This is a genomic window from Photobacterium ganghwense (assembly GCF_003025595.1).
Taxonomy (GTDB): domain Bacteria; phylum Pseudomonadota; class Gammaproteobacteria; order Enterobacterales; family Vibrionaceae; genus Photobacterium; species Photobacterium ganghwense.
In genome coordinates this window covers 1,241,108-1,265,904 of record NZ_PYMI01000001.1, presented here as the reverse complement: position 1 = coordinate 1,265,904, position 24,797 = coordinate 1,241,108, and the positions used below count along the sequence as shown (strand labels likewise).

General features: G+C 52.5%; 23 protein-coding genes. 19 read left to right on the top strand and 4 right to left on the bottom strand.

Annotation, left to right across the window (positions count from 1 at the left end):
* The first annotated feature begins 139 nt into the window (after positions 1-139).
* Positions 140-1,474 carry a sigma-54-dependent transcriptional regulator gene (locus tag C9I92_RS05545; protein ID WP_047886468.1) on the top strand — a complete coding sequence of 445 codons (1,335 nt, stop codon included), beginning with the start codon at positions 140-142 and terminating at the stop codon, positions 1,472-1,474.
* Positions 1,475-1,864: 390 nt separating this feature from the next.
* Positions 1,865-2,110 carry a hypothetical protein gene (locus C9I92_RS05540; RefSeq protein WP_047886469.1) on the top strand — a complete coding sequence of 82 codons (246 nt, stop codon included), beginning with the start codon at positions 1,865-1,867 and terminating at the stop codon, positions 2,108-2,110.
* 222 nt (positions 2,111-2,332) lie between these two features.
* Here C9I92_RS05540 and C9I92_RS05535 read toward each other — a convergent pair whose 3' ends face one another.
* Entirely contained in the window at positions 2,333-3,367 is a 1,035-nt protein-coding gene (locus tag C9I92_RS05535) for an NADP(H)-dependent aldo-keto reductase (RefSeq protein ID WP_047886470.1), read from the bottom strand.
* Positions 3,368-3,538: 171 nt separating this feature from the next.
* Between C9I92_RS05535 and C9I92_RS05530 the strand changes: the two genes are divergently transcribed.
* The gene (locus C9I92_RS05530) at positions 3,539-3,844 is read left to right on the top strand and encodes a DUF6482 family protein (protein ID WP_047886619.1); all 306 of its coding nucleotides are present in this window, start codon (positions 3,539-3,541) and stop codon (positions 3,842-3,844) included.
* A 135-nt stretch (positions 3,845-3,979) separates the two neighbouring features.
* Here C9I92_RS05530 and mutH read toward each other — a convergent pair whose 3' ends face one another.
* Complete coding sequence (gene mutH / locus C9I92_RS05525; protein WP_047886471.1) at positions 3,980-4,648, bottom strand: DNA mismatch repair endonuclease MutH; 669 nt, start codon at positions 4,646-4,648, stop codon at positions 3,980-3,982.
* 757 nt (positions 4,649-5,405) lie between these two features.
* Between mutH and rppH the strand changes: the two genes are divergently transcribed.
* The 5 genes from rppH (at position 5,406) to C9I92_RS05500 (ending at position 10,887) form a co-directional block, all read left to right on the top strand.
* Entirely contained in the window at positions 5,406-5,924 is a 519-nt protein-coding gene (gene rppH, locus C9I92_RS05520; RefSeq protein WP_047886472.1) for an RNA pyrophosphohydrolase, read from the top strand.
* 26 nt (positions 5,925-5,950) lie between these two features.
* Positions 5,951-8,206 (top strand): phosphoenolpyruvate--protein phosphotransferase, encoded by a 2,256-nt coding sequence (gene ptsP / locus C9I92_RS05515; protein ID WP_047886473.1) that lies wholly within the window; start codon positions 5,951-5,953, stop codon positions 8,204-8,206.
* 5 nt (positions 8,207-8,211) lie between these two features.
* Entirely contained in the window at positions 8,212-9,054 is an 843-nt protein-coding gene (locus tag C9I92_RS05510; RefSeq protein ID WP_047886474.1) for a sulfite exporter TauE/SafE family protein, read from the top strand.
* A gap of 39 nt (positions 9,055-9,093) precedes the next feature.
* The gene (gene lgt / locus C9I92_RS05505; RefSeq protein ID WP_047886475.1) at positions 9,094-9,900 is read left to right on the top strand and encodes a prolipoprotein diacylglyceryl transferase; all 807 of its coding nucleotides are present in this window, start codon (positions 9,094-9,096) and stop codon (positions 9,898-9,900) included.
* A gap of 135 nt (positions 9,901-10,035) precedes the next feature.
* Positions 10,036-10,887, top strand: a complete 852-nt coding sequence (locus tag C9I92_RS05500; protein ID WP_047886476.1) for a thymidylate synthase — start codon at positions 10,036-10,038, stop codon at positions 10,885-10,887.
* 122 nt (positions 10,888-11,009) lie between these two features.
* Here C9I92_RS05500 and C9I92_RS05495 read toward each other — a convergent pair whose 3' ends face one another.
* Positions 11,010-12,155: a Na/Pi symporter gene (locus C9I92_RS05495; protein WP_047886477.1), complete on the bottom strand. Its 1,146-nt coding sequence runs from the start codon at positions 12,153-12,155 to the stop codon at positions 11,010-11,012.
* A 480-nt stretch (positions 12,156-12,635) separates the two neighbouring features.
* Between C9I92_RS05495 and nhaA the strand changes: the two genes are divergently transcribed.
* The 4 genes from nhaA to C9I92_RS05475 all read left to right on the top strand — a co-directional run bounded on the left by nhaA (position 12,636) and on the right by C9I92_RS05475 (position 15,532).
* The gene (gene nhaA, locus C9I92_RS05490) at positions 12,636-13,793 is read left to right on the top strand and encodes a Na+/H+ antiporter NhaA (RefSeq protein ID WP_047886478.1); all 1,158 of its coding nucleotides are present in this window, start codon (positions 12,636-12,638) and stop codon (positions 13,791-13,793) included.
* 1 nt (position 13,794) lies between these two features.
* Positions 13,795-14,064 (top strand): hypothetical protein, encoded by a 270-nt coding sequence (locus C9I92_RS05485; RefSeq protein WP_047886479.1) that lies wholly within the window; start codon positions 13,795-13,797, stop codon positions 14,062-14,064.
* A gap of 179 nt (positions 14,065-14,243) precedes the next feature.
* Positions 14,244-15,134 carry a transcriptional activator NhaR gene (nhaR, locus tag C9I92_RS05480; protein WP_047886480.1) on the top strand — a complete coding sequence of 297 codons (891 nt, stop codon included), beginning with the start codon at positions 14,244-14,246 and terminating at the stop codon, positions 15,132-15,134.
* A 98-nt stretch (positions 15,135-15,232) separates the two neighbouring features.
* Positions 15,233-15,532, top strand: a complete 300-nt coding sequence (locus C9I92_RS05475) for an ArsR/SmtB family transcription factor (RefSeq protein WP_047886481.1) — start codon at positions 15,233-15,235, stop codon at positions 15,530-15,532.
* A gap of 69 nt (positions 15,533-15,601) precedes the next feature.
* On the opposite strand, the gene rpsT is transcribed toward C9I92_RS05475, so the two are convergent.
* Positions 15,602-15,862, bottom strand: coding sequence for a 30S ribosomal protein S20 (gene rpsT / locus C9I92_RS05470; protein ID WP_047886482.1), 261 nt, complete (start codon positions 15,860-15,862; stop codon positions 15,602-15,604).
* Between the two features lie 208 nt (positions 15,863-16,070).
* Here rpsT and murJ point away from each other — a divergent pair, with 208 nt between their 5' ends.
* From murJ to dapB, 7 genes are all read left to right on the top strand, one after another.
* Positions 16,071-17,630: a murein biosynthesis integral membrane protein MurJ gene (gene murJ, locus C9I92_RS05465; RefSeq protein WP_277991773.1), complete on the top strand. Its 1,560-nt coding sequence runs from the start codon at positions 16,071-16,073 to the stop codon at positions 17,628-17,630.
* Between the two features lie 233 nt (positions 17,631-17,863).
* Positions 17,864-18,835 (top strand): bifunctional riboflavin kinase/FAD synthetase, encoded by a 972-nt coding sequence (gene ribF / locus C9I92_RS05460; RefSeq protein ID WP_047886483.1) that lies wholly within the window; start codon positions 17,864-17,866, stop codon positions 18,833-18,835.
* Positions 18,832-21,681 carry an isoleucine--tRNA ligase gene (ileS, locus tag C9I92_RS05455; protein WP_047886484.1) on the top strand — a complete coding sequence of 950 codons (2,850 nt, stop codon included), beginning with the start codon at positions 18,832-18,834 and terminating at the stop codon, positions 21,679-21,681. Before ribF ends, ileS begins: the two co-directional genes overlap by 4 nt.
* On the top strand, positions 21,681-22,211 hold the full coding sequence (gene lspA, locus C9I92_RS05450) for a signal peptidase II (RefSeq protein ID WP_047886485.1): 531 nt from the start codon (positions 21,681-21,683) through the stop codon (positions 22,209-22,211). The genes ileS and lspA overlap by 1 nt, the downstream gene beginning before the upstream one ends.
* 216 nt (positions 22,212-22,427) lie before the next feature.
* Positions 22,428-22,862, top strand: coding sequence for an FKBP-type peptidyl-prolyl cis-trans isomerase (gene fkpB / locus C9I92_RS05445; RefSeq protein WP_047886486.1), 435 nt, complete (start codon positions 22,428-22,430; stop codon positions 22,860-22,862).
* 12 nt (positions 22,863-22,874) lie between these two features.
* Positions 22,875-23,819: a 4-hydroxy-3-methylbut-2-enyl diphosphate reductase gene (gene ispH / locus C9I92_RS05440; RefSeq protein WP_047886487.1), complete on the top strand. Its 945-nt coding sequence runs from the start codon at positions 22,875-22,877 to the stop codon at positions 23,817-23,819.
* Between the two features lie 117 nt (positions 23,820-23,936).
* Complete coding sequence (dapB, locus tag C9I92_RS05435) at positions 23,937-24,746, top strand: 4-hydroxy-tetrahydrodipicolinate reductase (RefSeq protein ID WP_047886488.1); 810 nt, start codon at positions 23,937-23,939, stop codon at positions 24,744-24,746.
* The last annotated feature ends 51 nt before the right edge of the window (positions 24,747-24,797 follow it).

The window sequence follows — 24,797 nt, the reverse complement described above, 5'->3', positions numbered from 1 at the left end:
ACAAATTTGATAGTAAACAAGTTGCATTTGATCGGGTAGGCAACATAAGATCCTTACTGGCAGAAACTCCCCGTCATGGTATGACTGCATGACAGGGCGCCACGATAATGCTGGCTCTGACACGGGAAAGGTACGCTGAATGGACAAAGTGAAGAAAAATAACTCGTTGCTTGGAACACTCCTGGTGCTGGGAAGTGGGGATATTCCCTGGTCGACTGCCCTGGAACGTGCCGGCTGGCTTTGCCATCGATGTGATGATCTCCGGGCGGCTGAAAACCTGTTGCTGGAAACCGGTCCCTGTATCGGGGTTGTCGACCTGACCCGTGATGATTTCAGTTTGCAGGGAATTGCCGGTGTTATTACCCGCAACAAGCAGGCGCGTTGGCTGGCTCTGGTCCGGGATGATCAACTGCAGCACGATGCTATCTGCCAGTTTATCGTCAGTTTCTGTATCGACTATTTCACGGCGCCGGTACCTGAATCTCAATTGCTTAAAACGATCGGGCATCAGCTCGGGATGCTGCGGCTTGAGCGGCGGGTCTGGCCTCAGTTAGGGCAGTTTGGTCAACATGGCTTGCAGGGTGAACAGACGGCCATGAAAAAACTGCGTCATCAGGTCAAACGGCTGGCGATGTCAGATATGCCGGTACTGATTCAGGGAGAAATCGGCACCGGAAAAGAGCTGGTGGCGCAGGCGATTCATCAGGCATCGACCCGCTCAAAAGGGGCGTTTGTCATTGTGAACTGTGAATCCCTTGATAGCCGCTGGATGCTCGAAGCAAACAGCAATCAGCCAGAGCGTTGTTGTTTTGATGCGGCAGACAATGGGGTGCTGTATCTGGACGAAATTTCTGCGCTCAGTCCTGCGCGACAGCAGGAGTTATTGCGTTTGCTGAAAGATGAACGCTTTACGACCGAGTGCGGGCGAGTGATTGATCTGCGTTTTCGGTTGATTGCAGCGACCCGCTATACCCCGGAGGAGTTGCTGGAATCGGGTTGCCTGCGGGAAGAGCTTTATTACCGCCTGAATATCCTCAGCCTGACTGTTCCGGCGTTGCGGGAGCGAGGGGACGATATTGTGCTGCTGGCGGAGTACCTGCTGCTCAAATTTGCCCGGCAGTACAACAGCCCGGTCAAGCATATCACCGAAGAGGCTAAACGCCTGATCAGCAGTTATTCGTGGCCCGGTAATGTGCGAGAACTGATCAGCCAGATTAAGCGGGCAATCCTGCTGGCTGATGGCAAAGAACTGGACGACGAGCATTTTGATTTACCGAGGCTGGCGGATGATCGCCAAAGTCTCAAGAAAATCCGTGAAGACTCCGAACGTGGTGCCTTGCTAGCCGTACTGGAAAACAACAAAGGCCAGATTTCAGCCGCGGCCCGTGAGCTTGGGGTCTCGCGGGCGACCATGTACCGGTTGCTGAATAAGCACGATCTGGTGCCCCCGCCGCGACATTTCCGGCAAAGCTGAACCGTTCGATGCTCTGTGTTTCATATGTGAGCCGGAGTATCCAGCCTGATTTCTCACCGGTGCACCACGATTACCGGAAGATTATCGTGTAATTTTTGCTGTAGCGAATATCTGCTTGTTTTGTAAGCGTGTTTGTTTACAATAACTCCATATTTCACATCTTTATAACTTATTACCGGAGGAACAAGTGATGCAAAATCTACTGAATACAAAAAATTGTTCTTTCGGTGATACCCCGTTCAAACAATTTCACTAACGGCAATCCGCTGTGTAAATGGGCCGCGGATACCTGTCGCGGCTAGTTAAGTCTTTTTTGCTTAAGTTGTCAGCCTGAAACGGCAGTGTTTTCGCGTCCCTCCAATACTCTTAACCTTTATGGAGAGCACGATAATGCGCCAATCAGTCTATTTACGTCTTGCTGTTTTCTTTATCCAACTGGATCTGCAACGCGAAGCCGCCCAATGGCGTCATGAGCACCGCCGTATCCAGGTACATATTCCACACCTGTCGGTCCATATACGTCGTGATATCGGCATCGACAAGGAGCAATTTATTGCGTCGGATCGTCTGCTGACCCCGGCTGGACGCAAAACTCAGCGTCTGCGCAACAAGTATCGATCGAGACTTGTAACGTAATAGTGTCCCCGTCGGGAAGACTTGGCGGGGATACGATTTTGACGGTTTATCCCTTGCAACACTTCACAACGATTTGCGACGAAAGGCATCTGGTGGCGGGGAAGGGGAATCATTAAAGTGAAAACTATCAACTCATATTGATTGGGTTGGTTGAGCTGATGTCATACTGCCCCCGTTTTTACGGGGGCTTTTTTTATGGCTGCCAGTGATAACCGGGCGATATTAAGGACAAGGGTTAGAGTATTGAATTCCGACCGCTTGCAGATCGGCCAGTACTTCGTCACTTAGCGTCAGATCGATACTCGCGATATTCGCTTCCAGTTGTTCCAGGTTAGTAGCACCGATGATGTTAGAAGCAACGAACGGACGCTGGTTCACAAAGGCCAATGCCATTTGCGCCGGATCCAGGCCGTGCTTACGTGCCACATCCACATAGGCTGCGGCCGCCGCAATACCCTGAGGGTTAAAGTAGCGCTGGAAGCGTTCAAACAATGTACACCGGGCACCTTCCGGGCGGGCACCGTTGAGGTATTTGCCGCTCAGTGTGCCGAATGCCAGTGGTGAGTAAGCCAGTAGCTCAACGCCCTCATGGTGGCTGATCTCGGACAATCCGACTTCAAAGCTGCGGTTGAGCAGGTTGTAAGGGTTCTGAATGGAAACGACGCGCGGCAGCTCATGTTTTTCTGCCAGACGCAGGAACGACATCACGCCCCATGGCGTTTCGTTCGACAAGCCGATGTAGCGAATTTTACCCGCACGTACCAGTTCAGCCAGCGCTTCCAGAGTATCAGTGATTGTGACGCCGGAGTGATCTTCTTTATATTCATAATTCAGCTGACCGAAGCAGTTGGTTTCCCGCTGGGGCCAGTGCAGCTGGTAAAGATCGATATAGTCCGTTTGCAGACGGTTCAGGCTGTCTTCGACGGCATCGTGGATATTGCGGCGATCCAGCGCCATATCCGGGCGGATATAGGGAAGGTTACGAGGCCCGGCAACTTTGGTCGCCAGCACCACTTTGTCACGGCGACCGGTCTTTTTCAGCCAGCTGCCGATATAGGTTTCGGTCAGTCCCTGTGTTTCCGGTTTTGGGGGGACTGGGTACATTTCAGCGGTGTCGATAAAGTTCACACCGCGCTCAAAAGCAAAATCCAGTTGGCTGTGAGCATCCTGTTCACTGTTCTGTTCACCAAAGGTCATGGTGCCAAGACAAATTTTGCTCACCTCCAGGGTGGAGTGAGGAATTTTATGGTATTTCATCAGCCCTCCTTGGACTGCTAGCCTGTCAAATTGTGGGCGGACCCTAATATGACTATATCCTGTGTCAGCGGCTCTGAGAAGAGCAGGTAAACCCTGGAAATTCATCCTAGCAGCTTGATGATGTTGCAGTTCTGACCAATAGTTACTGGACGGAAAGCGATGGGAGAGATTATGAAACTGTCACAGTTTAAACACTGGACCCGGTCAGAGCAGGGAGATATGCCGCGCTGTATTCTGACCAGTTATGCCGGATGTGCGGATTATTTGATGGAAGTGGAGTATAAAAATCAGCTGGAGCCGCTGAAAGATGACAATGACCAAATGGTGACTTTTCAATCAATTGAACAGGTTAGAGAGCTGCTCAAACCTCTCGGTATCTCCTCCGTGACCCTGAGAGTGACCGATCCACACGATGAATGTATGTCGACCGATGGCCAGTCGGGCAGTTGCCAGCAGGATATGACGATTGCGTTGTAAGCCTGAATTTGTTGCGTCGCCGCCTGTTTGCCTGCCCTTACTGGATTTTGAGGTTACTGGTGTCAGAACGTGGCGATGAGTGAGGTGCTTATATGATGAGTTTTTTGAGCTCTGCGGTATGAGATCACTGCGTTATTAGATGACAAAGTATCGTTCCAGCAGGCTCGCCGTGAACGGGGTTTTCAGGTAGAAGCCACGCGGCTGCGTTTTTATCGGCTGACCGTTGGCACCGTAGGCTTCAGTCAGTACCCGCCCGTTTGCGGCTTTCGGCCGCAATTGTAAGACCTCGCCATGGCGGGCCGTGATCTGCTCAACCTGACCGAGGACAATCATGTCCATCAACTCTTCCCAGTCACGCCGGAGTTGCTGTTCTTCCTCCGGTGACGGGCTCCAGAGCAGGGGGGAGCCGACATGACGATCCCCGAGCGGAATATCCCGCTCCCCTTCAACCGGCATCCACAGGACGCGCGCCAGTTTATGGCGGATGTGGCTGTTTTCCCAACTGACTCCCTGCAGGCCGATCAACGGGGCAACACAGACGAAGGTCGTTTCCAGCGGTTTGCCGTTGTAGCCAATCGGGATTGTCTTGAGTTCGATCCCCAGTTCAGCGAAATCCGGTACCGGTTTACTGCCGGCGGTGGCGCCAAGATGCCATTCCAGCAACTGTCCCACCCAGCCTTTATCACGACGCAGATCCGGAGGTGTGATCATGCCGGCGGCATCGGCCAGTTCGCCCAGAGTCAGGCCGGCCAGAGACTGGGCTCGCTCCAGGAGTTCCTGTTCAGTTTTTGGGGTTGGTTGCATCGTTACGGTACCTCACACTGTGGCTCGCTATCCTACCACAGGCCGTAGGATGAATCATAAAGTGGAGAACAGCGGAGAGATACGGATCATCCCTCAGAGGGCTGATCACCGTAATGACGCAGCAATATGCGCAGGTGATAATAATAAGTTATTGATTTTATTTTTAATTTCTAATGATATTTAGCTGGGTTACGTTTCTGACCTCTCCGGGAGAAAAGCAGAATGATCTTACAGAATTAGTTATCCACAGGTGGGGAGGTATGCATTTCATTCAGCCTAGAAACTGAGGATTTATACAGGGGTGTGTTGTTATTTTGCGCGCTTGGTTGCGTCATTATTGAGCGGTTGATGATTTTTGATGTGGATAACGTCAAGGGTGGTGGATCTTTAACCGATCCCGGTTTTTTAAGTTATGGCATTTGCTATGAATTCAGGGTTTATGGGGTTTTGTTTTGTTAGTTATTGTTTTGTAGTTTATTTTTTGATTTTTTCGATCTTGGGGTATGGCGGTTTTCGTGGGGGTTTTAAGGATAAAACAGCGGGATTTACGGCTTCTTCACAAATCTATCCACAGAAAACGTGTATAAATGTGGCCTAGGTCTCATTGCTCTGTTTATAAAACCAGCGGAGCTGAAAAGTTATCCAGAAAGTGAGGCTTCAGTAAGAAAATAGAATGATAAATAAGAATGTTTGTTTACCCCCAGCATTGTCTGTGAAAAAATCACTGTTAATAGAGATTTATACTTGAGGTCGTCCAGTGATTGATGGCGATGGATACCGCCCGAATGTGGGAATCGTGATCTGCAATAGCCATGGCCAAGTATTCTGGGCTCGACGATATGGACAACATTCCTGGCAGTTTCCCCAGGGAGGCATTGATGAGGGAGAAACCCCCGAACAAGCCATGTACCGGGAACTGTATGAGGAAGTGGGGCTTACCAAGAAAGATGTTCGGATTATTGCAACCAGCCGTCACTGGCTGCGCTACAAACTGCCGAAGCGTTTGGTACGCTGGGATTCTAAGCCTGTTTGTATCGGGCAGAAGCAGAAATGGTTTTTGCTTAGCCTAGAATGTGATGAGTCAAAGGTGAACATGCAGCGTGGCAGCACACCGGAGTTTGATGGTTGGCGTTGGGTCAGCTACTGGTACCCGGTGCGTCAGGTTGTGTCCTTTAAGCGGGATGTCTACCGGCGGGCGCTGAAAGAATTTGCGGCAATGGCCATGCCGTTTAAGGAGCGCAAGGAACGCAGGAAGCGCCGGGTTAAACGGAGCTGATCCAAACGAAGTGGAGCAGGCGGGAGATGCTGACACAACTGAGAGAAATTGTTGAAAAAGTAGCAAGTGCACCAAGTCTGCTTGATGCGCTGGATCAGTTGGTGGTCAGCACGTGCAAGGCAATGAAAACGGAGTGCTGCTCTGTGTACATTGTCGACAACCGACGCAGACGCTACACCCTGATGGCAACGCAGGGGCTGACTAAACCGCACCGCCATGTCGGCTTAGCCTTTGGTGAAGGGTTGGTGGGGCTGGTGGCGGAACGCGCCGAACCCATCAACGTTGCTGATGCTCAGCATCATCCTCATTTCAAGCACATCCCGGGCACCGGGGAAGAAGTCTTCGGCTCTTTTTTCGGTACCCCGATCATTCACCAGCGCCAGGTACTGGGCGTGCTGGTTATTCAGCAGCGCGATCAGCGCGAATTTGACGAAAGCGAAGAATCTTTCATGGTTACGCTGGCTGCCCAGCTGGCGATGATCCTTGCCCATGCCAAAGCTCAGGGCATGTGGCCGGATCAGCATGACGGCTTACACCTGATGGGCTCTGCGGCATCAACCGGTGTGGCGATTGCCCGCGCCTGGTGGGATGATAATCAACCCCGTCTGGAAGCGATCGCTCCGGCATCCTGCCTGGATTCAGAAGCCGAGCAAGAGCGGTTAAGCATTGCCATTGAAATGGCCAGTGCGGAGTTCCGTCGGCTTCGTAAGCGCTTTGACAGCGAGCTGCACAAAGAAACGCTGGCAATATTTGATCTGTTCAGTCACTTGCTCAACGACCCGATGCTGCGCAAAGATCTGTTCAGTAAGGTGGCGGGAGGCGATCTGGCTGAGTGGGCCATTCGTCAGGTCGTTGAAATTTATTCCGCGCGCTTTGCCAATATGAAAGACAGCTATCTTAAAGAGCGGGCGCGGGATATTCGCGAGCTGGGCCAGCGGTTGCTGTTCTTCCTTCACAACGACGAAGTGGCAGACATTGAATGGGATGAGCCGATCGTCCTGCTGACCCGGGAGCTGACTGCCGGCATGCTGGCCAGTGTGCCGCGCGATAAACTGGCGGCGGTGGTGTCACAGGAAGGGGCTGCCAACTCGCACGCGGCTATTCTGTCGCGGGCACTGGGTATCCCCGCGATTATGGGGGTGGACTTTGTACCGGAAAAAATTCACAACTGCCGGGTTATTGTCGATGGGTACCGTGGTGATCTGCTGGTCAACCCCAATCGGCATGTATTGGCAGAATACACCCGTCTGCTGCGGGAAGAGAATGAGCTGGCCAAAGTCGTCGAAGGCGATTTAGGGAAGCCGGCGAAAACGCAGGACGGAGAGCGTATTCACGTCTACCTGAACGCCGGGCTCAGTGCCGATACCAGCATTGCAGTAAATCGTGGCGTGGACGGCGTTGGGCTGTACCGGACCGAAGTGCCGTTCCTGATGCAGCGCAGCTTCCCTTCTGAGGAAGAGCAAACCCAGCAATACCGTTCGATACTTTCCACCTACCGTGACAAACCGGTTGTTATGCGTACGCTGGATATTGGTGGGGATAAACCGTTGCCCTACCTCACGATTGAAGAAGATAATCCTTTCCTTGGCTGGCGCGGGATCCGTTTTACGCTCGATCATCCGGAAATTTTCCTGATGCAGGTCAGGGCGATGCTGCGGGCCAGTATTGGGTTCGACAACATGGATATCCTGCTGCCGATGATTTCTGGCATTGCGGAGCTGGATGAATCGCTGCGACTGATTGAACGTGCGTATACCGAGGTGGCCAGCATTGCGCTGGAGCAGGGCTACCGCCTGCGCCGCCCGCGCATCGGGATCATGATTGAAGTGCCTTCCATCCTCTATCAGCTGCCGGTACTCAAAGATCGGGTGGACTTCATATCCGTCGGCAGCAATGACCTGACCCAGTATTTGCTGGCCGTGGACCGGAACAACGCCAGGGTTGCCGGTGTCTATGATGCGTTGCACCCTGCAGTACTGCACGCGCTCAAGCACATTGTTGAAACCAGCCGTCAGTATCAGCTGCCGGTGAGTGTGTGCGGTGAACTGGCGGGGGATCCGATTGGTGCGCTGCTGCTGGTAGGGATGGGGTATCGCTCTTTGAGTATGAATACCCGAAACGTCGCCAAAATAAAATATATTCTGCGCCATATACCGGTCACGGAGATGGAGCAGTTGGCCGATTATGCGCTGAAGGCAACTGTCGCGGCGGATGTTCGTGCCAAAACCACTGAATTTGTTGATGGACATGGCCTGGGTGGGTTTATCCGGGCTGGTAAATAGAGAAAATGACTGAAAATTTTGCGGGGCCGTTGAGCCTGTTTGCTGCTTACAGCAATGAAATCTGGCTGTTTGCTGTGTGTCTGGGCCTGGGTGCCGTTGTCGGGGTACTGGCCGGGTTACTGGGGATTGGCGGAGGGCTGGTTGTGGTTCCGGCACTGGTGTGGTTGTTGCCGCTGGCTGGCATTGAACCAACCCTGGTGATGCATATTGCGCTGGCGACCTCGTTGGCAAGTATTGTGCTGACATCCGGCGCTTCGGCGCGAAACCACTTTCGCCTCGGCAACATCGATGTTTCCATTGTGCGCAGTCTGGCGCCCGGCGTGATTCTCGGGGGACTGGGGGGCAGCGTGGTGGCTGAAATGGTTCCGTCCCATATGCTACCGAAAATTTTTGCTGTGATTGTATTGTTGCTTGGGCTGCAAATGCTGGCGTCGATGCGGTTCTCGTCACAGCGCCCGCTGCCGGGCGGAGTGCGTCTGTTTGGCTCGGGTGGGCTGATCGGTGTGGTATCCAGCCTGGCTGGGATCGGAGGCGGGTCATTGACGGTGCCGTATCTGAGCTGGCACGGTGTTGAAATGCGCCGCGCCATTGGCTGCGCCTCTTTTTCCGGTGCCCTGATCGCGATTGCCGGGATGGCCGGTTTCATTGCTGCCGGGGTGGGGGATCAGAATCTGCCGCTGTTCAGTATCGGCTATGTGTATCTGCCCGCCTTGCTGGGGATTGTGCTAACTTCCATGTATACCACCCGTTTTGGTGCCGCCTGGGTCAGCCGTTTACCGACCCCGGTACTAAAAAAAATCTTTGCAATTTTTCTGTTATTTGTCAGTGTGAAAATGTTTACGGGCTAAGATAGCTGGCAAACTTATGTATATGTTGAGAATGATTTGATGAGCCAAGGTTATTTGACGTTTCCGAATATAGACCCGGTATTGATTGAAATCGGGCCGTTGGCCATACGCTGGTATGGGCTGATGTACTTACTGGGGTTTGTCTTTGCAATGTGGCTGGCAAACCGTCGGGCAGACAAGCCGGGCAGTGGCTGGACACGTGAGCAGGTCAGCGATCTGCTGTTCGCCGGCTTCCTTGGTGTTGTGCTGGGTGGCCGTATAGGCTACGTGCTGTTTTACAACTTTGACATGTTCCTCGATAACCCGCTGTACCTGTTTAAGGTATGGACCGGCGGGATGTCGTTCCACGGTGGTCTGTTGGGTGTGATTACGGCGATGTGCTGGTACGCCTACCGACACAACCGTACCTTCTTTAATGTGGCTGACTTTATTGCGCCACTGGTGCCGTTTGGGCTGGGGGTTGGCCGACTAGGGAATTTCATCAATGGCGAATTGTGGGGACGCCCGACAGATATGCCATGGGGCATGGTGTTCCCGACTGGCGGGCCGCTACCGCGTCATCCGTCTCAGTTGTATGAATTTTTCCTGGAAGGGGTTGTACTGCTGCTCATCCTGAACGTGTTTATCCGTAAACCGCGTCCGGCAGGTGCGGTATCTGGCCTGTTCCTGTTTGGTTACGGTAGCTTCCGGTTTATCGTTGAGTACTTCCGTGAACCGGATGCCCATCTTGGCTTGTTTGGCGGCTGGATCAGTATGGGGCAGATCCTGTCTTTGCCGATGGTGATTGCCGGTGCACTGATGATGCTGTGGGCATACAAATGCCAGCCGAAAAGCAAGACCGCATAAACTGTCAGCTATGTACCCCAAAGGCAGCTTGAGAAGGCTGCCTTTTTTGTCTCCGGGCGGTGCGATTCCCGGTCGCTGAATTGGCCATTTTTCGGTAGAATTGCCCCTAATTTTTTGTAAGTTTGGATCAGCGGAATGAAGCAGTATTTAGAATTGTGTCAGCGCATAGTTGACGAAGGGGTGTGGGTCGAAAACCAGCGCACGGGCAAGCGTTGCCGTACGGTGATCAACGCCGATTTAACCTACGATGTAGCCAACAACCAGTTTCCGCTGATCACCACCCGTAAAAGCTTCTGGAAAGCCGCGATTGCCGAGCTGCTGGGTTATATTCGCGGCTATGACAACGCCGCCGATTTTCGTGCGTTGGGCACGAAAACCTGGGACATGAACGCCAATGACAACGCAGCCTGGTTGAACAATCCGCACCGTAAAGGCGAAGATGACATGGGCCGCGTCTACGGGGTTCAGGGGCGAAGCTGGCGTAAACCAGACGGCACCACCATCGATCAGCTGCGCAAAATTGTTGACGACCTCAGCCAGGGGATTGATGACCGGGGCGAAATTCTGACGTTTTACAACCCGGGAGAATTCGACATGGGCTGTCTGCGTCCTTGTATGCACACTCATACTTTCTCACTGCTGGGTGATACGTTGTACCTGACCAGTTACCAGCGTTCATGTGATGTCCCTCTGGGCCTGAACTTCAACCAGATTCAGGTTTACACACTGCTGGCACTGGTGGCGCAGATTACCGGGCACAAAGCTGGTCAGGCTTACCACAAGATTGTGAATGCACACATTTACGAAGACCAGCTGGAACTGATGCGCGATGTACAGCTTAAACGTGAGCCGTTCCCATCACCACAGCTGATTATCAACCCGGACATTAAATCGCTGGAAGACTTGGAGACCTGGGTCACCATGGATGACTTTGAGGTGGTTGGCTATCAGCACCACGATCCGATTAAGTATCCGTTTTCGGTTTAAGCTTTCGCTATTGGGCGAGTGCCAGGGAAATGTACCGGCACCGTTTCCGACAGAAAAGAAAAAGCCCCGCAGCAGTGCTGCGGGGCTTTTTGTATTTGGTTTTTCAGCCTGTTGTCGCTTACTTAGGCTGTCAGTGCCAGGATTGAGCTTGGCAGGGCAATAAATACCAGGCCGATGTAGGCTGCAACCGCTGCTTTGCTTTTCGTACCCAGGTCACCCAGGAAGAAAGCGCCTTTCAGTGGCAATTCACGCAGGAACGGTACACCGTAAATCAGCAGAGTGGCCAGCACGTTGAATGACAGGTGAACCAGCGCGATTTGCAACGCGAATACTGCGAACTCACCGGTGACGGCTGTAGCGGCCAGCAGGGCGGTAATACAGGTACCAATGTTCGCACCCAGTGTAAACGGGTAGACGTCACGCACTTTCAGCACGCCGGTACCAACCAGCGGTACCATCAGACTGGTCGTGGTTGAAGACGACTGAACCAGAACGGTAACCAGGGTTCCTGATGCAATACCATGCATAGGGCCGCGACCAATTGCGCTTTTCAGGATGTCGCGAGCACGGCCAACCATCAGGCTGCGCATCAGTTTACCCATCGCGGTGATTGACACGAAGATCAGACCGATACCGACTAAGATCATGAACACACCACCCATCGAGCCCATGCCTTCCAGTGGGGCTTTGATCAGCTCGACGCCCGGCTTGGTCACCACTTTCATGAAGTTCATGCCATTCATGCTCATGTTGCCCGCATCCAGCATCGGGGATACCAGCCAAGAAGAGACTTTGTCTAACAGGCCAAACATCATTTCGAGCGGCAGGAAGATAAAGACCGCCAGCAGATTAAAGAAGTCGTGAACAGTGGCACTGGCAAAGGCGCGGCGGAATTCTTCTTTACAGCGTGCGTGACCCAGGCTGACCAGCGTATTGGTCAGAGTGGTACCGATGTTGGCACCCATCACCATTGGAATCGCTGTTTCCACCGGCAGGCCGCCGGCTACCAGACCGACGATGATCGACGTTACCGTACTGGAGGACTGGATCAGCGATGTCGCGACCAGACCAATCATCAAACCGGCAATCGGATGAGAGGCAAATTCAAAAAGCGTTTTAGCTTGTTCACCGACAGACAGTTTGAAGCCGCTGCTTACCGTTGAAACGGCGACAAGCAGGACATACAGCATGAACGCCAGGTTTGCCCAGCGGACCAAGCGCATAGAGCTGCTTATTGGTTGTTCAGCAGTAGTGGCTTGGGTAGTCATAATCATTTCTCCGTGACAGGAATATGTCGTTTGAGTGTCATTTCGTTGAAATCTGTCGGCGATGGTAGAGGGGTTATATTTCAGAAATATGACACTGCCTGTCATAAAGTCATTTTGTGGTTATTTTATGAGCAATAAACTCTGGTTCTGGTTGTCATTAATTCTTTACTTTGTCTGTTACTTACTGATTTTTAACTGGTTTGTTGGGCTCTGATGAATTTGTGAATTAGACCATGATTTTACTGTTTTTTGAGAATAATTTGGTTTTTTCGAGTGAGTTTTAACAAATCTGGCGCGTTGTGTATCGGCTTTTGAGTCAAAATTGCAATAGTGCGGATATTACTTTCTATAAGGTTTAAATCATCGGTTTTCCCGAGTGTTTACTTCTAAACAAACGACTTAACAGTTTGGCGGTGTGACGACTAAACTAATTTTACTTTTTTATTGTGACATTCGTTTCATGGAAAGGAGTTCCGGTCGATGACCGATGCAATTCGTAAATTTTTAAAATTAGAGTCCGCTGGCGGAATCATTCTGATTATTGCGGCAGTGATTGCGATGATCATTGCCAACTCACCACTGCAGGATGTGTATAACCACACCCTGCATAGCTATGTAGCCGGACTTTCTGTCGCTCACTGGATTAATGATGGCCTGATGGCAATCTTTTTCCTGCTGATCGGCCTGGAAGTTAAGCGCGAGCTGATTGAAGGTGCCCTGAATACTAAAGAAAAAGCGATATTCCCGGCGATTGCCGCGGTCGGCGGCATGATTGCCCCGGCACTGGTGTATAGCCTGTTTAACATGAACGACCCTCTGGCGATCCAGGGCTGGGCAATCCCGGCTGCGACAGACATTGCGTTTGCCTTGGGCATCATGGCGCTGCTGGGTAACCGTGTACCGGTTTCACTGAAAGTGTTCTTGCTGGCACTGGCCATCATTGATGACTTGGGCGTAATCGTGATTATCGCACTGTTCTACAGCAGCGATCTGTCGACCATTGCTTTGGCTGTTGCGTTTGCATCAACCGCCGCCCTGTTCATCATGAACGCGAAAAATGTCACCAAGTTGTCCTGGTATCTGATTGTGGGTGCGGTGCTTTGGGTCAGTGTGCTGAAGTCGGGTGTCCACGCGACGCTGGCTGGAGTTGTGTTGGGCTTTGCTATCCCGCTCTCTGGGAAAGAAGGCCACAGTGATCAGCATTCACCGCTGAAGCATCTGGAGCATGCCCTGCACCCGTATGTGGCGTACCTGATTCTACCGCTGTTTGCCTTCGCAAACGCAGGTATCTCGCTGGAAGGTGTCTCACTGGCAGGCCTGACATCGATGCTGCCGCTGGGTATTGCGCTTGGCCTGTTGATTGGTAAGCCGCTGGGTATTTTCACCGCAAGCTACCTGGCAGTGAAGGCTGGTTGGGCGAAAATGCCGGAAGGCATTGGCTTTAAACATATTTTTGCGGTCTCTGTACTGTGTGGTATCGGTTTTACGATGTCGATCTTCATCTCGTCACTGGCCTTTGTCGGTGCACCGGAAGACTTCAGTACCTATTCTCGACTGGGGATCCTGATAGGGTCTACGGCCTCTGCAGTGATTGGTTACTTCCTGCTAAGCCGTGCCTTGCCTAACAAGGAGGTATAAGATGAAACGTTCTCTGTATCTGGTTTCTATGCTGTTCTCTGCGGCGGTGATTTCGGCGCCTGATTATCAGGGCTGTACCGCAGCAAGCAATTCAGAAGTGTGTCAGGCTTACCTGGCTGGCTTGAACGACGGAAAGACGGCGCGAACGGCCTCGATGGCTGAAGCGCAAGACGGCTTCCGCTCCCGGGCACTGGAACAACGGGTTGGAGAGCGTTATCGGAAAATGGCCCAGACTGAGCAAAAAACAGCCTCAGTACCACAAGTATTCTGACGTTAACTCACCGCTACTGGCTGTGCGACCCAAGATGGCCTGTCAGCAGTGACGTTAACCTGAATCGAGAGACATTTTGAGTTGAAGGTCCCGGAAGCTCAGCGTAAGCTGGCTTCTGGGATTTTTTCTTTCTGGCTGACGACATAGCGTGCGTGAGCCGGACAACATGGTTTCAAACGATGTCTCACCTTAATTACAACCACCTCTATTACTTCTGGATGGTCTGCAAACAGGGCTCAGTCACGAAAGCTGCCGATGCACTGTTTCTCGCCCCTCAAACAGTAACTGGCCAGATTCGGGCGCTGGAAGAGCGACTCAAGGGCAAGCTGACAAAACGGGTTGGACGTAATATCGAACCGACTGAACTCGGCCAGCTGGTTTTTAAGTACGCGGATAAAATGTTCGACCTCAGCTATGAAATGCTGGATATCGTCAACTATACCCAGCGGGAAAACCTGCTGCTGGAGGTTGGGGTGGCAGATGCCTTGTCAAAAAGGCTGGTCAGTAAGGTGCTGATGGAGGGCCTGCCGGAAGACGAGCGTATCCACCTGCGCTGTTACGAATCTACCCACGAAATGCTGCTTGAGCAGCTGTCCCAGCACAAGCTGGATATGATTTTGTCTGATTGTCCGGTCGACTCCAGCCAGAGCCCTGGCCTGTACAGTAAAAAGCTGGGCGAATCGAGCATGAGTTTCTTCTGCTCTGATACTGATAAAGTCCAGAATTTCCCTGCCTGTATCGAAAATTACAAATTGCTGATTCCGGGGCGGCGTACCGCGATGGGGCGGAAGCTGCACCACTGGTTTGATCGCATGGGAATCACCCCCAATATCCTTGGCGAGTTTGATGATGCGGCGCTGATGAAAGCGTTTGGCTTGTACCAGAAATCGATGTTTGTTGCCCCGTCCATTTATGCCGCAGAGCTGGAAGAGGGTAATCAGAACATTCACGAAGTGAAGCGGGTGAGGGAAATAAAAGAAGAGTATTACGTAATTTTTGCTGAGCGGATGATCATGCACCCGGCGGTAAAACGTATTTGTGAGGCAGATTTTAGGAAATTGTTTAAATAAGGTTGAGCTGATTGCTGTAATTATCACCACCTTCTGCTAGAAAACCCCGTAGTTTTTAAGTATATTAGCATTAACTAAACTTAGTGGGTGGTAGTAGTATGGAACTACAGCAAATGGAGCAGAACGCTCCGAAGGCGGTAGCCCTGCTTAAAGCCATGGCCAACGAACGGCGTTTGTTCATTCTGTGTTATTTGCTGGAAGAAGAAATGTCGGTCGGCATGATGAGTGACAAGCTGGGGCTAAGTCAGTCGGCCTTGTCGCAGCATCTGGCCTGGCTACGGCGCGATGGATTGGTTGAGACACGCAAGGAAGCACAGACGGTGTACTATCGTCTGAAAAGCGATGAAGTCAGATCAATGATTCAGCTTTTGCACAAGATGTATTGTCATGTTGAATGACTTTCCGCGGAGAGCGGATATAAAAAAACCGGCTAATGCCGGTTTTTTTATTGAATCAAAGGGCTCAAATTACAGAGCTTTGATTTTAGCAGCAAGACGAGCTTTGTGACGTGCAGCTTTGTTTTTGTGGATCAGGCCTTTAGTAGCCATACGATCCATAACAGGTTGCATTTCAACGAAAGCTTGAGTTGCAGCTTCTTTGTTGCCAGCTTCGATAGCAGCAACAACTTTCTTGAAGAAAGTACGCATCATAGAGCGACGGCTAGCGTTGTGCTTACGACGTTTCTCTGAAGTGATCGCACGTTTCTTAGCAGATTTGATGTTTGCCAAGGGTATAACTCCAAAACTTGGTACGGTGACAATTTAAGGCCGAGGACTATGCCTGTTAAACCGAAGATTGTCAAATGATTTGTGCAAATAACCGCCGAACCAATTGAATTGGCACTTGCGGAATAACACGGTTAATATGGCGGCAGATTTTACCAGCATTTGGACTCGGAAGTCACCTTTTGCGTCCATCTTTAAGAGGTTTTTTTTTGTGAGCAAGCGTCTTTTGCGCTCAGGGCTGATTGTCAGCACCATGACACTGGTCTCCAGAGTGCTTGGTTTGGTCCGCGATGTGGTCGTCGCAAATCTGATGGGGGCCGGTGCCGCCGCGGATGTGTTCTTTTTTGCTAATAAAATTCCTAACTTTCTGCGTCGATTATTTGCCGAAGGTGCTTTCTCGCAAGCCTTTGTTCCGGTTTTGACCGAATATCATGCCTCTGGGGATATGGATAAGACGCGGCAGTTGATTGCGCGGGCTTCCGGAACTCTGGGTGGGATTGTGACCCTGGTTACCTTGGTGGGTATCCTGGGCTCCGGGGCCGTCACTGCGCTGTTTGGCTTCGGCTGGTTTCTTGACTGGGTAAATGACGGTCCGGCGGCGGCGAAATTTGAGCTGGCCAGTTTGCTGCTGAAAGTGACCTTCCCGTATCTGTGGTTTATCACGTTCGTCGCGCTGTCTGGAGCCATTTTAAATACGCTGGGTAAGTTTGCGATCTCTTCCTTTACCCCGGTGTTTCTGAATGTCGCTATTATTGGTTGTGCCTGGTTCCTGTCTCCGCAACTGGAGCAGCCAGAGCTGGGACTGGCGATCGGGGTCTTTCTGGGCGGGCTGATCCAGTTTCTGTTCCAGTTGCCTTTCCTTAAGAAAGAGGGATTGTTGGTGCGCCCGCAGTGGGGATGGCACGATCCAGGCGTGGTGAAAATCCGCAAGCTGATGCTGCCTGCGCTGTTCGGGGTGTCAGTCAGCCAAATTAACCTGCTGCTGGATACCTTTATTGCCAGTTTCCTGATGACCGGCTCAATCAGCTGGCTCTATTATTCCGATCGCCTGTTGGAATTTCCGCTTGGGCTGTTTGGGATCGCCATTGCGACGGTGATCCTGCCGGCGCTGTCGCGCAAACATGTCGACGAAAGCCGTGAGCAGTTTGCACACACCATGGATTGGGGCGTGCGTATGGTGCTGCTGCTTGGGATTCCGGCCATGCTCGGCATGATGATACTGGCCAAGCCGATGCTGATGGTACTGTTTATGCGGGGCGAGTTTGGTGTCTATGACGTGAACCAGTCGGCGCTGTCGTTGTGGGCGATGTCGGCCGGTCTTTTGAACTTCATGCTGATCAAGATCCTGGCCCCGGGCTACTACGCCCGTCAGGATACCAAAACGCCAGTGAAAATCGGTATTATCGCCATGGTCAGTAACATGGTGTTCAACGGCATGCTGGCCCCGTTCTTTGGCTATGTCGGGTTGGCGATGGCAACCGCGCTGTCGGCGCTGGTTAATGCCGCGCTGCTCTATCGTGGGCTGCACCGGGAAGGCGTGTACCAACTGACCAGTGAAACGCTGTGGTTCGTTGCGCGACTGGCACTGTCTGGCGCTGTGATGGTGGCGGTACTGCTGTGGATGCTGCCGGGGATGCAGCAGTGGCTCGACTGGTCACTGGCACATCGTGCGCTGTGGCTGGCAGGTTTAATTGGTGCCGGTGCCATGGCATATGTGATATCGGTCATCGCGCTGGGTGTTCGTCCGCGTCACCTGCGTACTGCTGGCTGAGGAAACTCCCTCTCTATTTTATAGGTGCAGATTTCGGTTCTGGCGCTGGCTCTGATGTTGGTGTATGCCCTCAACTGAAACGGGCCAATCGAAAGACACAGATAGGAGGCGGGGGAGAGAAATACACGTAAACTGGCTATAAAACAGTCAGTTTATGATTCGAATTGGTATGATGGGTTCAGAGTAGTATATAATCCGTCAGTTTTTCACTCTGCGAAACTGAAAAAAGACGCATGGAATTAATCCGAGGAATACATAACATCAAACCCAGTCACCACGGTTGTGTGCTGACAATTGGTAATTTTGATGGGGTACATCTGGGGCATCAGGCTGTGCTGCGTAATGTCATGGCTGAGGCGAGCTCGTTGGGCCTACCTGCGGCCGTCATGAGTTTCGAACCCCAGCCTCAGGAGCTGTTTGCCGGGGATAATGCGCCGGCGCGGTTAACCCGTTTTCGCGACAAGTACTTACAACTGAAGCAAGTTGGGCTTGACCGTTTTCTGTGCGTTCACTTCAATCATCACTTTGCCAGCCTGACAGCAGAAGATTTTGTCCGGCGCTTGTTGGTTGAGCAATTGGGTGTTAAGTTTCTGGTAGTTGGCGATGATTTTCGCTTTGGTAAAGGCCGAAGCGGAGATTACGCGTATCTGCAGGCTGCCGGCAGGCAATACGGCTTTACGGTAGTCAGTACGCAGAGTTTTTGTGTCTCACAGCAGCGTGTCAGCAGTACCGCTATTCGCCAGGCTCTGGCGGAAGACAAGCTGGAACTGGCTGAGTCCATGCTAGGGCGTCCGTTTAGTATCTCCGGGCGCGTCTCCCATGGGCGGAAACTGGGACGGACAATCGGATTTCCGACTGCGAATGTCCCGCTCAAGCGCCGGGTATCACCGGTGTCCGGCGTTTATGCTGTCGAGGTGTATGGTGTCGCAGCGACGCCACTTCCGGGTGTGGCCAATGTCGGCCGACGACCTACCGTTAACGGGGTTCGTCGCCAGCTGGAGGTCCACCTGTTTGATTTTCAGTCTGATCTTTACGGAGCCCAGATTGAAGTCGTGTTGCGGCATAAGCTCCGCGACGAAAAAAAGTTTGAATCATTTGATGCGTTGAAAGCACAAATTGAGCGTGATGCCCAGTCCGCACGGGTGTGGCTGGCTGAGCGAAATAATGTCCAACTTCGTCCAAGTAACGGAATCGAGAATCAATGAGCGACTATAAAGATACCCTGAACCTGCCTGAAACAGGGTTTCCGATGCGAGGCAATCTAGCTCAGCGTGAGCCAGCAATGCTTAAGCGTTGGTACGATGAAGATCTTTACGGTGAAATCCGTAAAGCCAAGAAGGGTAAGAAATCCTTCGTATTACACGATGGCCCTCCATACGCCAACGGTGATATTCACATTGGTCACGCGCTAAACAAGATTCTTAAAGACATTATTATTAAGTCAAAGACGCTGTCTGGCTTTGACGCACCATATATTCCTGGCTGGGACTGTCACGGCCTGCCTATCGAACTGATGGTAGAGAAAAAAGTCGGCAAACCGGGCCAGAAAATCACGGCGGCAGAGTTTCGTGAAAAATGCCGTGAATACGCTGCGGGTCAGGTAGAAGGCCAGAAAGAAAGTTTTATGCGCCTGGGTGTACTGGGTGAGTGGGACAAGCCGTACCGCACGATGGACTTCGGTACTGAAGCCAACATTATTCGCTCGCTGGGCAAAATTGCTGACCAAGGCCACCTGCTGAAAGGCTTCAAGCCAGTACACTGGTGTACTGACTGTGGTTCAGCGCTGGCTGAAGCTGAAGTGGAATATAAAGACAAAGTTTCACCTTCTATCGACGTGCGTTTCAAGGCCGTGGATGAAGCAGCGACCGTAGCGAAATTCCATTGTGCTGATGGCCACACCGGTGAAGGTGATGTATCTATCGTTATCTGGACCACCACGCCATGGACCCTGCCTGCAAACCGTGCAGTGGCGGTGCGAGATGATCTGGAATACGTACTGATTCAGGTTGAAGGTGAGAAGAAAGAGCGTCTGATCATGGCTGCCGAGCTGGCGAAAGACGTGATGGATCGTGCCGGTATTGAGCACTACCACAACCTGGGCTTCTGTAAAGGGGCTGATCTGGAACTGGTTCGTTTCCAACACCCGTTCTACAGCTTTGATGTACCGGCGATTCTTGGCGATCACGTTACGACTGAATCGGGTACAGGTGTAGTACACACTGCTCCTGGCCACGGTCAGGAAGACTTCGCGGTGGGTCAGAAATACGATTTGGAAGTGGCGAACCCTGTGGGCAGCAACGGTGTATACCTGCCTGACACTGAACTGTTTGCTGGTCAGCACGTATTTAAAGCCAACGATGCCGTGGTCGAAACGCTGAAAGAGCACGGTGCGCTGCTGCACCACCATGCGTACGAGCACAGCTACCCGCACTGCTGGCGCCACAAAACGCCAATCATCTTCCGTGCAACGCCACAATGGTTCGTATCAATGGATCAGGCTGGCCTGCGCGCGAAAGCGCTGGAAGAAATCAAAGGCGTTCAGTGGATGCCTGAGTGGGGTCAAAGCCGTATCGAGTCAATGGTGGAAGGTCGTCCGGAGTGGTGTATCTCACGTCAGCGTACTTGGGGTGTGCCAATTGCCCTGTTCGTTCACAAAGAGACGCAGGAACTGCATCCGAACACAGCTGAACTGATTGAGAAAGTGGCTCAGTTGGTTGAGCAGAAAGGCATTCAGGCTTGGTGGGATCTGGATCCGGCTGTGCTGATGGGTGACGCCGACGCGGCAAATTACGAGAAAGTGCTGGATACGCTGGACGTATGGTTCGATTCCGGTGTGACTCACTTCTCCGTGGTTGACAGCCGTGAAGAGTACCATGGCAACAGCGCCGATCTGTACCTGGAAGGTTCTGACCAGCACCGCGGTTGGTTCCAGTCTTCGCTGATCTCATCGGTAGCGATGAAAGGCAAGGCACCGTACCGTCAGGTTCTGACTCACGGTTTCGTGGTGGATGGCCAAGGCCGTAAGATGTCTAAATCTATCGGTAACGTAGTTGCGCCAAAAGATGTGACCAACAAGCTGGGTGCTGACATCCTGCGTCTGTGGGTTGCTTCAACCGACTACACTGGTGAAGTTGCCGTTTCGGATGAAATCCTGAAACGTTCTGCTGATGCGTATCGTCGTATCCGTAACACCGCACGTTTCTTCCTGGCGAACCTGAGTGGCTTTAACCCAGCGACCGATTGCGTAGCGGCGGAAGACATGGTGGCACTGGATCGTTGGGCGGTAGGTCGTGCGAAAGCGGCACAGGCTGACATCATCAAAGCCTATGACGAATACAACCTGCACGCTGTAACTCAGCGTCTGATGCACTTCTGTTCCATCGAGATGGGCTCTTTCTATCTCGATGTGATCAAAGACCGTCAGTACACAGCAAAACTTGGCGGTCACGCACAACGTAGCTGTCAGACAGCACTGTTCTACATCATCGAAGCGATGGTTCGCTGGATGGCACCAATCATGTCGTTCACGGCCGATGAAATCTGGAACGAGATGCCGGCTGCGCAGGGTAACGGTGAGTCGCGCGAGAAGTTTGTCTTCACTGGTGAGTGGTTCGAAGGCCTGTTTGGTCTGGCGGACGGCGAAGCGCTGAACAACGAATTCTGGACTGAAATCCAGAAAGTACGTGGTGCGGTGAACAAGCTGCTGGAGTCTGCCCGTAACGATAAAGTCATCGGTGGCGCTCTGCAGGCCGAAGTGACACTGGCTGCTACCGCTGAACTGGCGGCGAAGCTGAACCTGCTGGAAGACGAGCTGCGTTTTGTGTTGCTGACGTCTAAAGCGCAAGTGATCACCGTTGACAGCAAGCCGGAAGACGCGCAGGAAACTGACGTAGATGGTCTGTATGTGATTGTGAAAGCGTCTGAAGCTGCGAAGTGTGACCGTTGTTGGCACCACGTTGCTGATGTTGGCACAATCGCAGGTCACGAGTCTATCTGTGGCCGTTGTGTCAGCAACGTTGAAGGTGATGGCGAAGAGCGTAAGTTTGCCTGATGAGTGATTTATCGTCTGAGAACAAGCTGTCGTTGAAACAATCGGGAGTCCGCTGGCTATGGCTGGCGGCTCTGGTGTTCATCGTGGACATTGCCAGCAAGCTGGTGGTCATGAATACCATGGAGTACGGATGGCCTAACCGCATCGAACTTCTGCCGTTTTTCAACCTGCTGTACGTTCATAATTACGGGGCCGCATTCAGCTTTCTGAGCGACGCCGGTGGCTGGCAGCGTTGGCTGTTCACAGCGATCGCTCTGGGGGTTTGTGCGTTACTGGTTTTCTGGATGCGCCGCTCGCCGGCATCCAACAAGCTGGCGAACAGCAGCTACGCGATGATTATCGGTGGTGCGCTGGGTAACCTGTTTGATCGGATGTATCATGGCTTTGTGGTGGATTTCCTGGACTTTTATGTCGGGAATTATCACTGGCCGGCATTCAATATTGCCGATACGGCAATCTGCATCGGTGCTGGCCTGATTATCATCGAAGGCCTGATTGACGATAAGAAAAAGCAGCCGGTTAAGCACTGATCGCCTCCTTGGCTAAGATAACCCTGAGCGCCGTCCGTTGATACGGGCGGCGCTTTGTTGTTAAATGGGCGGGATAAAACATGCCCGGCGACAAAGAAGCCGTCGTTTCCCTGCGCGAAAACCGCCTGTGAGAGAAACGAAAACCGGTGCGCTGCCGCTGCAATGACGCAGCCTGTGCTGCCGGGTGGATAACGAATGAACGCAAAAGGACCCTACATGTCGGTGATTACGGAAAACAGCGAAGTACTGATGCATTTTGCCATCAAACTGGAAGACGGCTCAGTGGCGGATTCCACCCAGGCAATGGGTAAACCGGCCAAGTTCCGGATGGGCGACGGCAGCCTGACCGAAAATTTTGAAAGATGCCTTTTAGGTCTGACCCAGGGCGAAAAAAGCAGCTTTGAGCTGGAACCGGAAGATGCCTTCGGGATGCCGAATCCGGATAACATTCACCATATTGATCGGACCCGCTTTGGTGCTGAAGCCCCGGCGGAAGTCGGCAACATTATCGCATTTGCCGGTCCGGACGGGCAGGATATTCCGGGCATCATTACGGATGTAACCGGTGATTCTGTGACTGTCGACTTTAACCATCCGCTTGCCGGGCAGCGCGTGACTTTCGATGTGGAAGTCGTTGCCATTGAAAATTAAGAGCAGCTAGCAATGAAAATCTTACTCGCAAACCCCCGTGGTTTCTGTGCCGGTGTTGACCGCGCGATCAGTATCGTCGAGCGTGCGCTGGAACTTTACCAGCCGCCAATCTACGTTCGCCATGAAGTTGTCCATAACCGCTTTGTGGTGGAAGGGCTGAAGCAGCGCGGCGCGATTTTTGTCGAAGAGCTGCACGAAGTGCCGGATGACAACATCGTGATCTTCTCTGCTCACGGCGTGTCGCAGGCGGTTCGCAACGAAGCCAAGGCCCGTAACCTGACAGTGTTTGACGCAACCTGCCCACTGGTTACCAAGGTCCATATGGAAGTTGCCCGCGCCAGTCGCCGGAATATGGAAGTGGTGCTGATTGGCCACGCCGGCCATCCGGAAGTGGAAGGCACTATGGGGCAGTATGCGAGTGAAACCGGCGGCATGTATCTGGTCGAGAAACCAGAGGATGTGGAAGGGCTGCCGGTTAAAGACCCAAGCAACCTGCATTACGTCAGCCAGACCACTCTGTCTGTTGATGAAACGGCAGATGTGATCAACAAACTGCGGGAAGTGTTCCCGGAGATTCAGGGCCCGCGCAAAGACGATATCTGTTACGCGACTCAGAACCGCCAGGATGCCGTGCGTGAAATGGCCGCCGATGTTGATGTGATGATTGTGGTGGGGTCTAAAAACTCTTCTAACTCAAACCGCCTGCGTGAACTGGCTGAAAAGCTTGGTACTCCGGGTTACCTGACTGACTGCGCCGAGGATATCGACAGCAGCTGGTTTATCGACAAAGGCAAAATTGGCGTTACCGCAGGGGCCTCGGCACCAGAAGAGCTGGTTAATCAGATCATCGCCCGTATTCAGGCGCTGACCGGCGCGGAAGTGGAAGAGCTGACTGGCCGTGAAGAAAATATGTTTTTTGAAGTGCCGCGCGAGCTGCAGGTCAAAAACGTCGGCTGATTGAGCTCAGCCTGGCATTAATCCGAGCCCCGGCCAGTCGCCGGGGCTTTTTTTATCTGTCTCAACAGGCTACATTGGGAGACACCGAAACGAATTCACCCAGGGAGAAATTACGCAATGGTAAGAATTGCGATTGCTGGTGCGGCAGGACGCATGGGCCGCCAGCTGCTGAAAGCGACACACCTGTCTGAGCAGGCACAACTAGGCGCTGCCACAGAGCGTCCGGAGTCTACACTGGTTGGTGTGGATGCTGGCGAACTGGCCGGTCTGGGACCGGTATCCGTGACTATTGTTGATGATCTGGCGAAAGCCGTGGATGACTTTGATGTATTGATCGACTTTACGGCGCCGGTGGCGACGCTGGCGAATCTGGCCTTCTGTAAGCAGCATGGCAAAAAGATTGTGATCGGTACAACCGGTTTTACCGAGCAGGAGCGCGAGCTGATCGATGAAGCCGCCAAGACGACGCCGATTGTGATGGCACCGAACTATAGCGTCGGGGTGAACCTGGTGTTTAAGTTGCTTGAGAAAGCCGCCAAAGTGATGGGTGACTACTGTGACATTGAGATTATTGAAGCTCATCACCGTCACAAGGTTGATGCTCCGTCAGGCACGGCGATTGGCATGGGTGAAGCGATTGCCGGGGCCATGGGCAATAAACTCAGTGACGTGGCTGTCTACGCCCGAGAGGGGATCACTGGTGAGCGCCGTCGTGATGAAATCGGCTTTGCCACTATCCGTGCCGGTGACATTGTGGGTGAGCACACAGCGATGTTTGCCGACATTGGTGAGCGGGTAGAGATCACGCATAAGGCGACCGATCGCATGACCTTCGCCAATGGTGCTGTGCGAGCCGCCGCCTGGCTCAATGAGCGTCAGCCTGGCTTCTACACCATGCAGGATGTATTGGGACTGGATCAGCTGTAACCAGGTACCTTCCGACACAGATATCCCCAAACACACCCGATCAAAGGCCGT

What these genes read in the sequence shown, in the direction of transcription:
- C9I92_RS05545 (WP_047886468.1), top strand. Translation starts at nt 140, where the DNA reads ATGGACAAAGTGAAGAAAAATAACTCGTTGCTTGGAACACTCCTGGTG.
- C9I92_RS05540 (WP_047886469.1), top strand. Translation starts at nt 1,865, where the DNA reads ATGCGCCAATCAGTCTATTTACGTCTTGCTGTTTTCTTTATCCAACTG.
- C9I92_RS05535 (WP_047886470.1), bottom strand. Translation starts at nt 3,367, where the DNA reads ATGAAATACCATAAAATTCCTCACTCCACCCTGGAGGTGAGCAAAATT.
- C9I92_RS05530 (WP_047886619.1), top strand. Translation starts at nt 3,539, where the DNA reads ATGAAACTGTCACAGTTTAAACACTGGACCCGGTCAGAGCAGGGAGAT.
- mutH (WP_047886471.1), bottom strand. Translation starts at nt 4,648, where the DNA reads ATGCAACCAACCCCAAAAACTGAACAGGAACTCCTGGAGCGAGCCCAG.
- ptsP (WP_047886473.1), top strand. Translation starts at nt 5,951, where the DNA reads ATGCTGACACAACTGAGAGAAATTGTTGAAAAAGTAGCAAGTGCACCA.
- C9I92_RS05510 (WP_047886474.1), top strand. Translation starts at nt 8,212, where the DNA reads ATGACTGAAAATTTTGCGGGGCCGTTGAGCCTGTTTGCTGCTTACAGC.
- lgt (WP_047886475.1), top strand. Translation starts at nt 9,094, where the DNA reads ATGAGCCAAGGTTATTTGACGTTTCCGAATATAGACCCGGTATTGATT.
- C9I92_RS05500 (WP_047886476.1), top strand. Translation starts at nt 10,036, where the DNA reads ATGAAGCAGTATTTAGAATTGTGTCAGCGCATAGTTGACGAAGGGGTG.
- C9I92_RS05495 (WP_047886477.1), bottom strand. Translation starts at nt 12,155, where the DNA reads ATGACTACCCAAGCCACTACTGCTGAACAACCAATAAGCAGCTCTATG.
- nhaA (WP_047886478.1), top strand. Translation starts at nt 12,636, where the DNA reads ATGACCGATGCAATTCGTAAATTTTTAAAATTAGAGTCCGCTGGCGGA.
- C9I92_RS05485 (WP_047886479.1), top strand. Translation starts at nt 13,795, where the DNA reads ATGAAACGTTCTCTGTATCTGGTTTCTATGCTGTTCTCTGCGGCGGTG.
- nhaR (WP_047886480.1), top strand. Translation starts at nt 14,244, where the DNA reads ATGTCTCACCTTAATTACAACCACCTCTATTACTTCTGGATGGTCTGC.
- C9I92_RS05475 (WP_047886481.1), top strand. Translation starts at nt 15,233, where the DNA reads ATGGAACTACAGCAAATGGAGCAGAACGCTCCGAAGGCGGTAGCCCTG.
- ribF (WP_047886483.1), top strand. Translation starts at nt 17,864, where the DNA reads ATGGAATTAATCCGAGGAATACATAACATCAAACCCAGTCACCACGGT.
- ileS (WP_047886484.1), top strand. Translation starts at nt 18,832, where the DNA reads ATGAGCGACTATAAAGATACCCTGAACCTGCCTGAAACAGGGTTTCCG.
- lspA (WP_047886485.1), top strand. Translation starts at nt 21,681, where the DNA reads ATGAGTGATTTATCGTCTGAGAACAAGCTGTCGTTGAAACAATCGGGA.
- fkpB (WP_047886486.1), top strand. Translation starts at nt 22,428, where the DNA reads ATGTCGGTGATTACGGAAAACAGCGAAGTACTGATGCATTTTGCCATC.
- ispH (WP_047886487.1), top strand. Translation starts at nt 22,875, where the DNA reads ATGAAAATCTTACTCGCAAACCCCCGTGGTTTCTGTGCCGGTGTTGAC.
- dapB (WP_047886488.1), top strand. Translation starts at nt 23,937, where the DNA reads ATGGTAAGAATTGCGATTGCTGGTGCGGCAGGACGCATGGGCCGCCAG.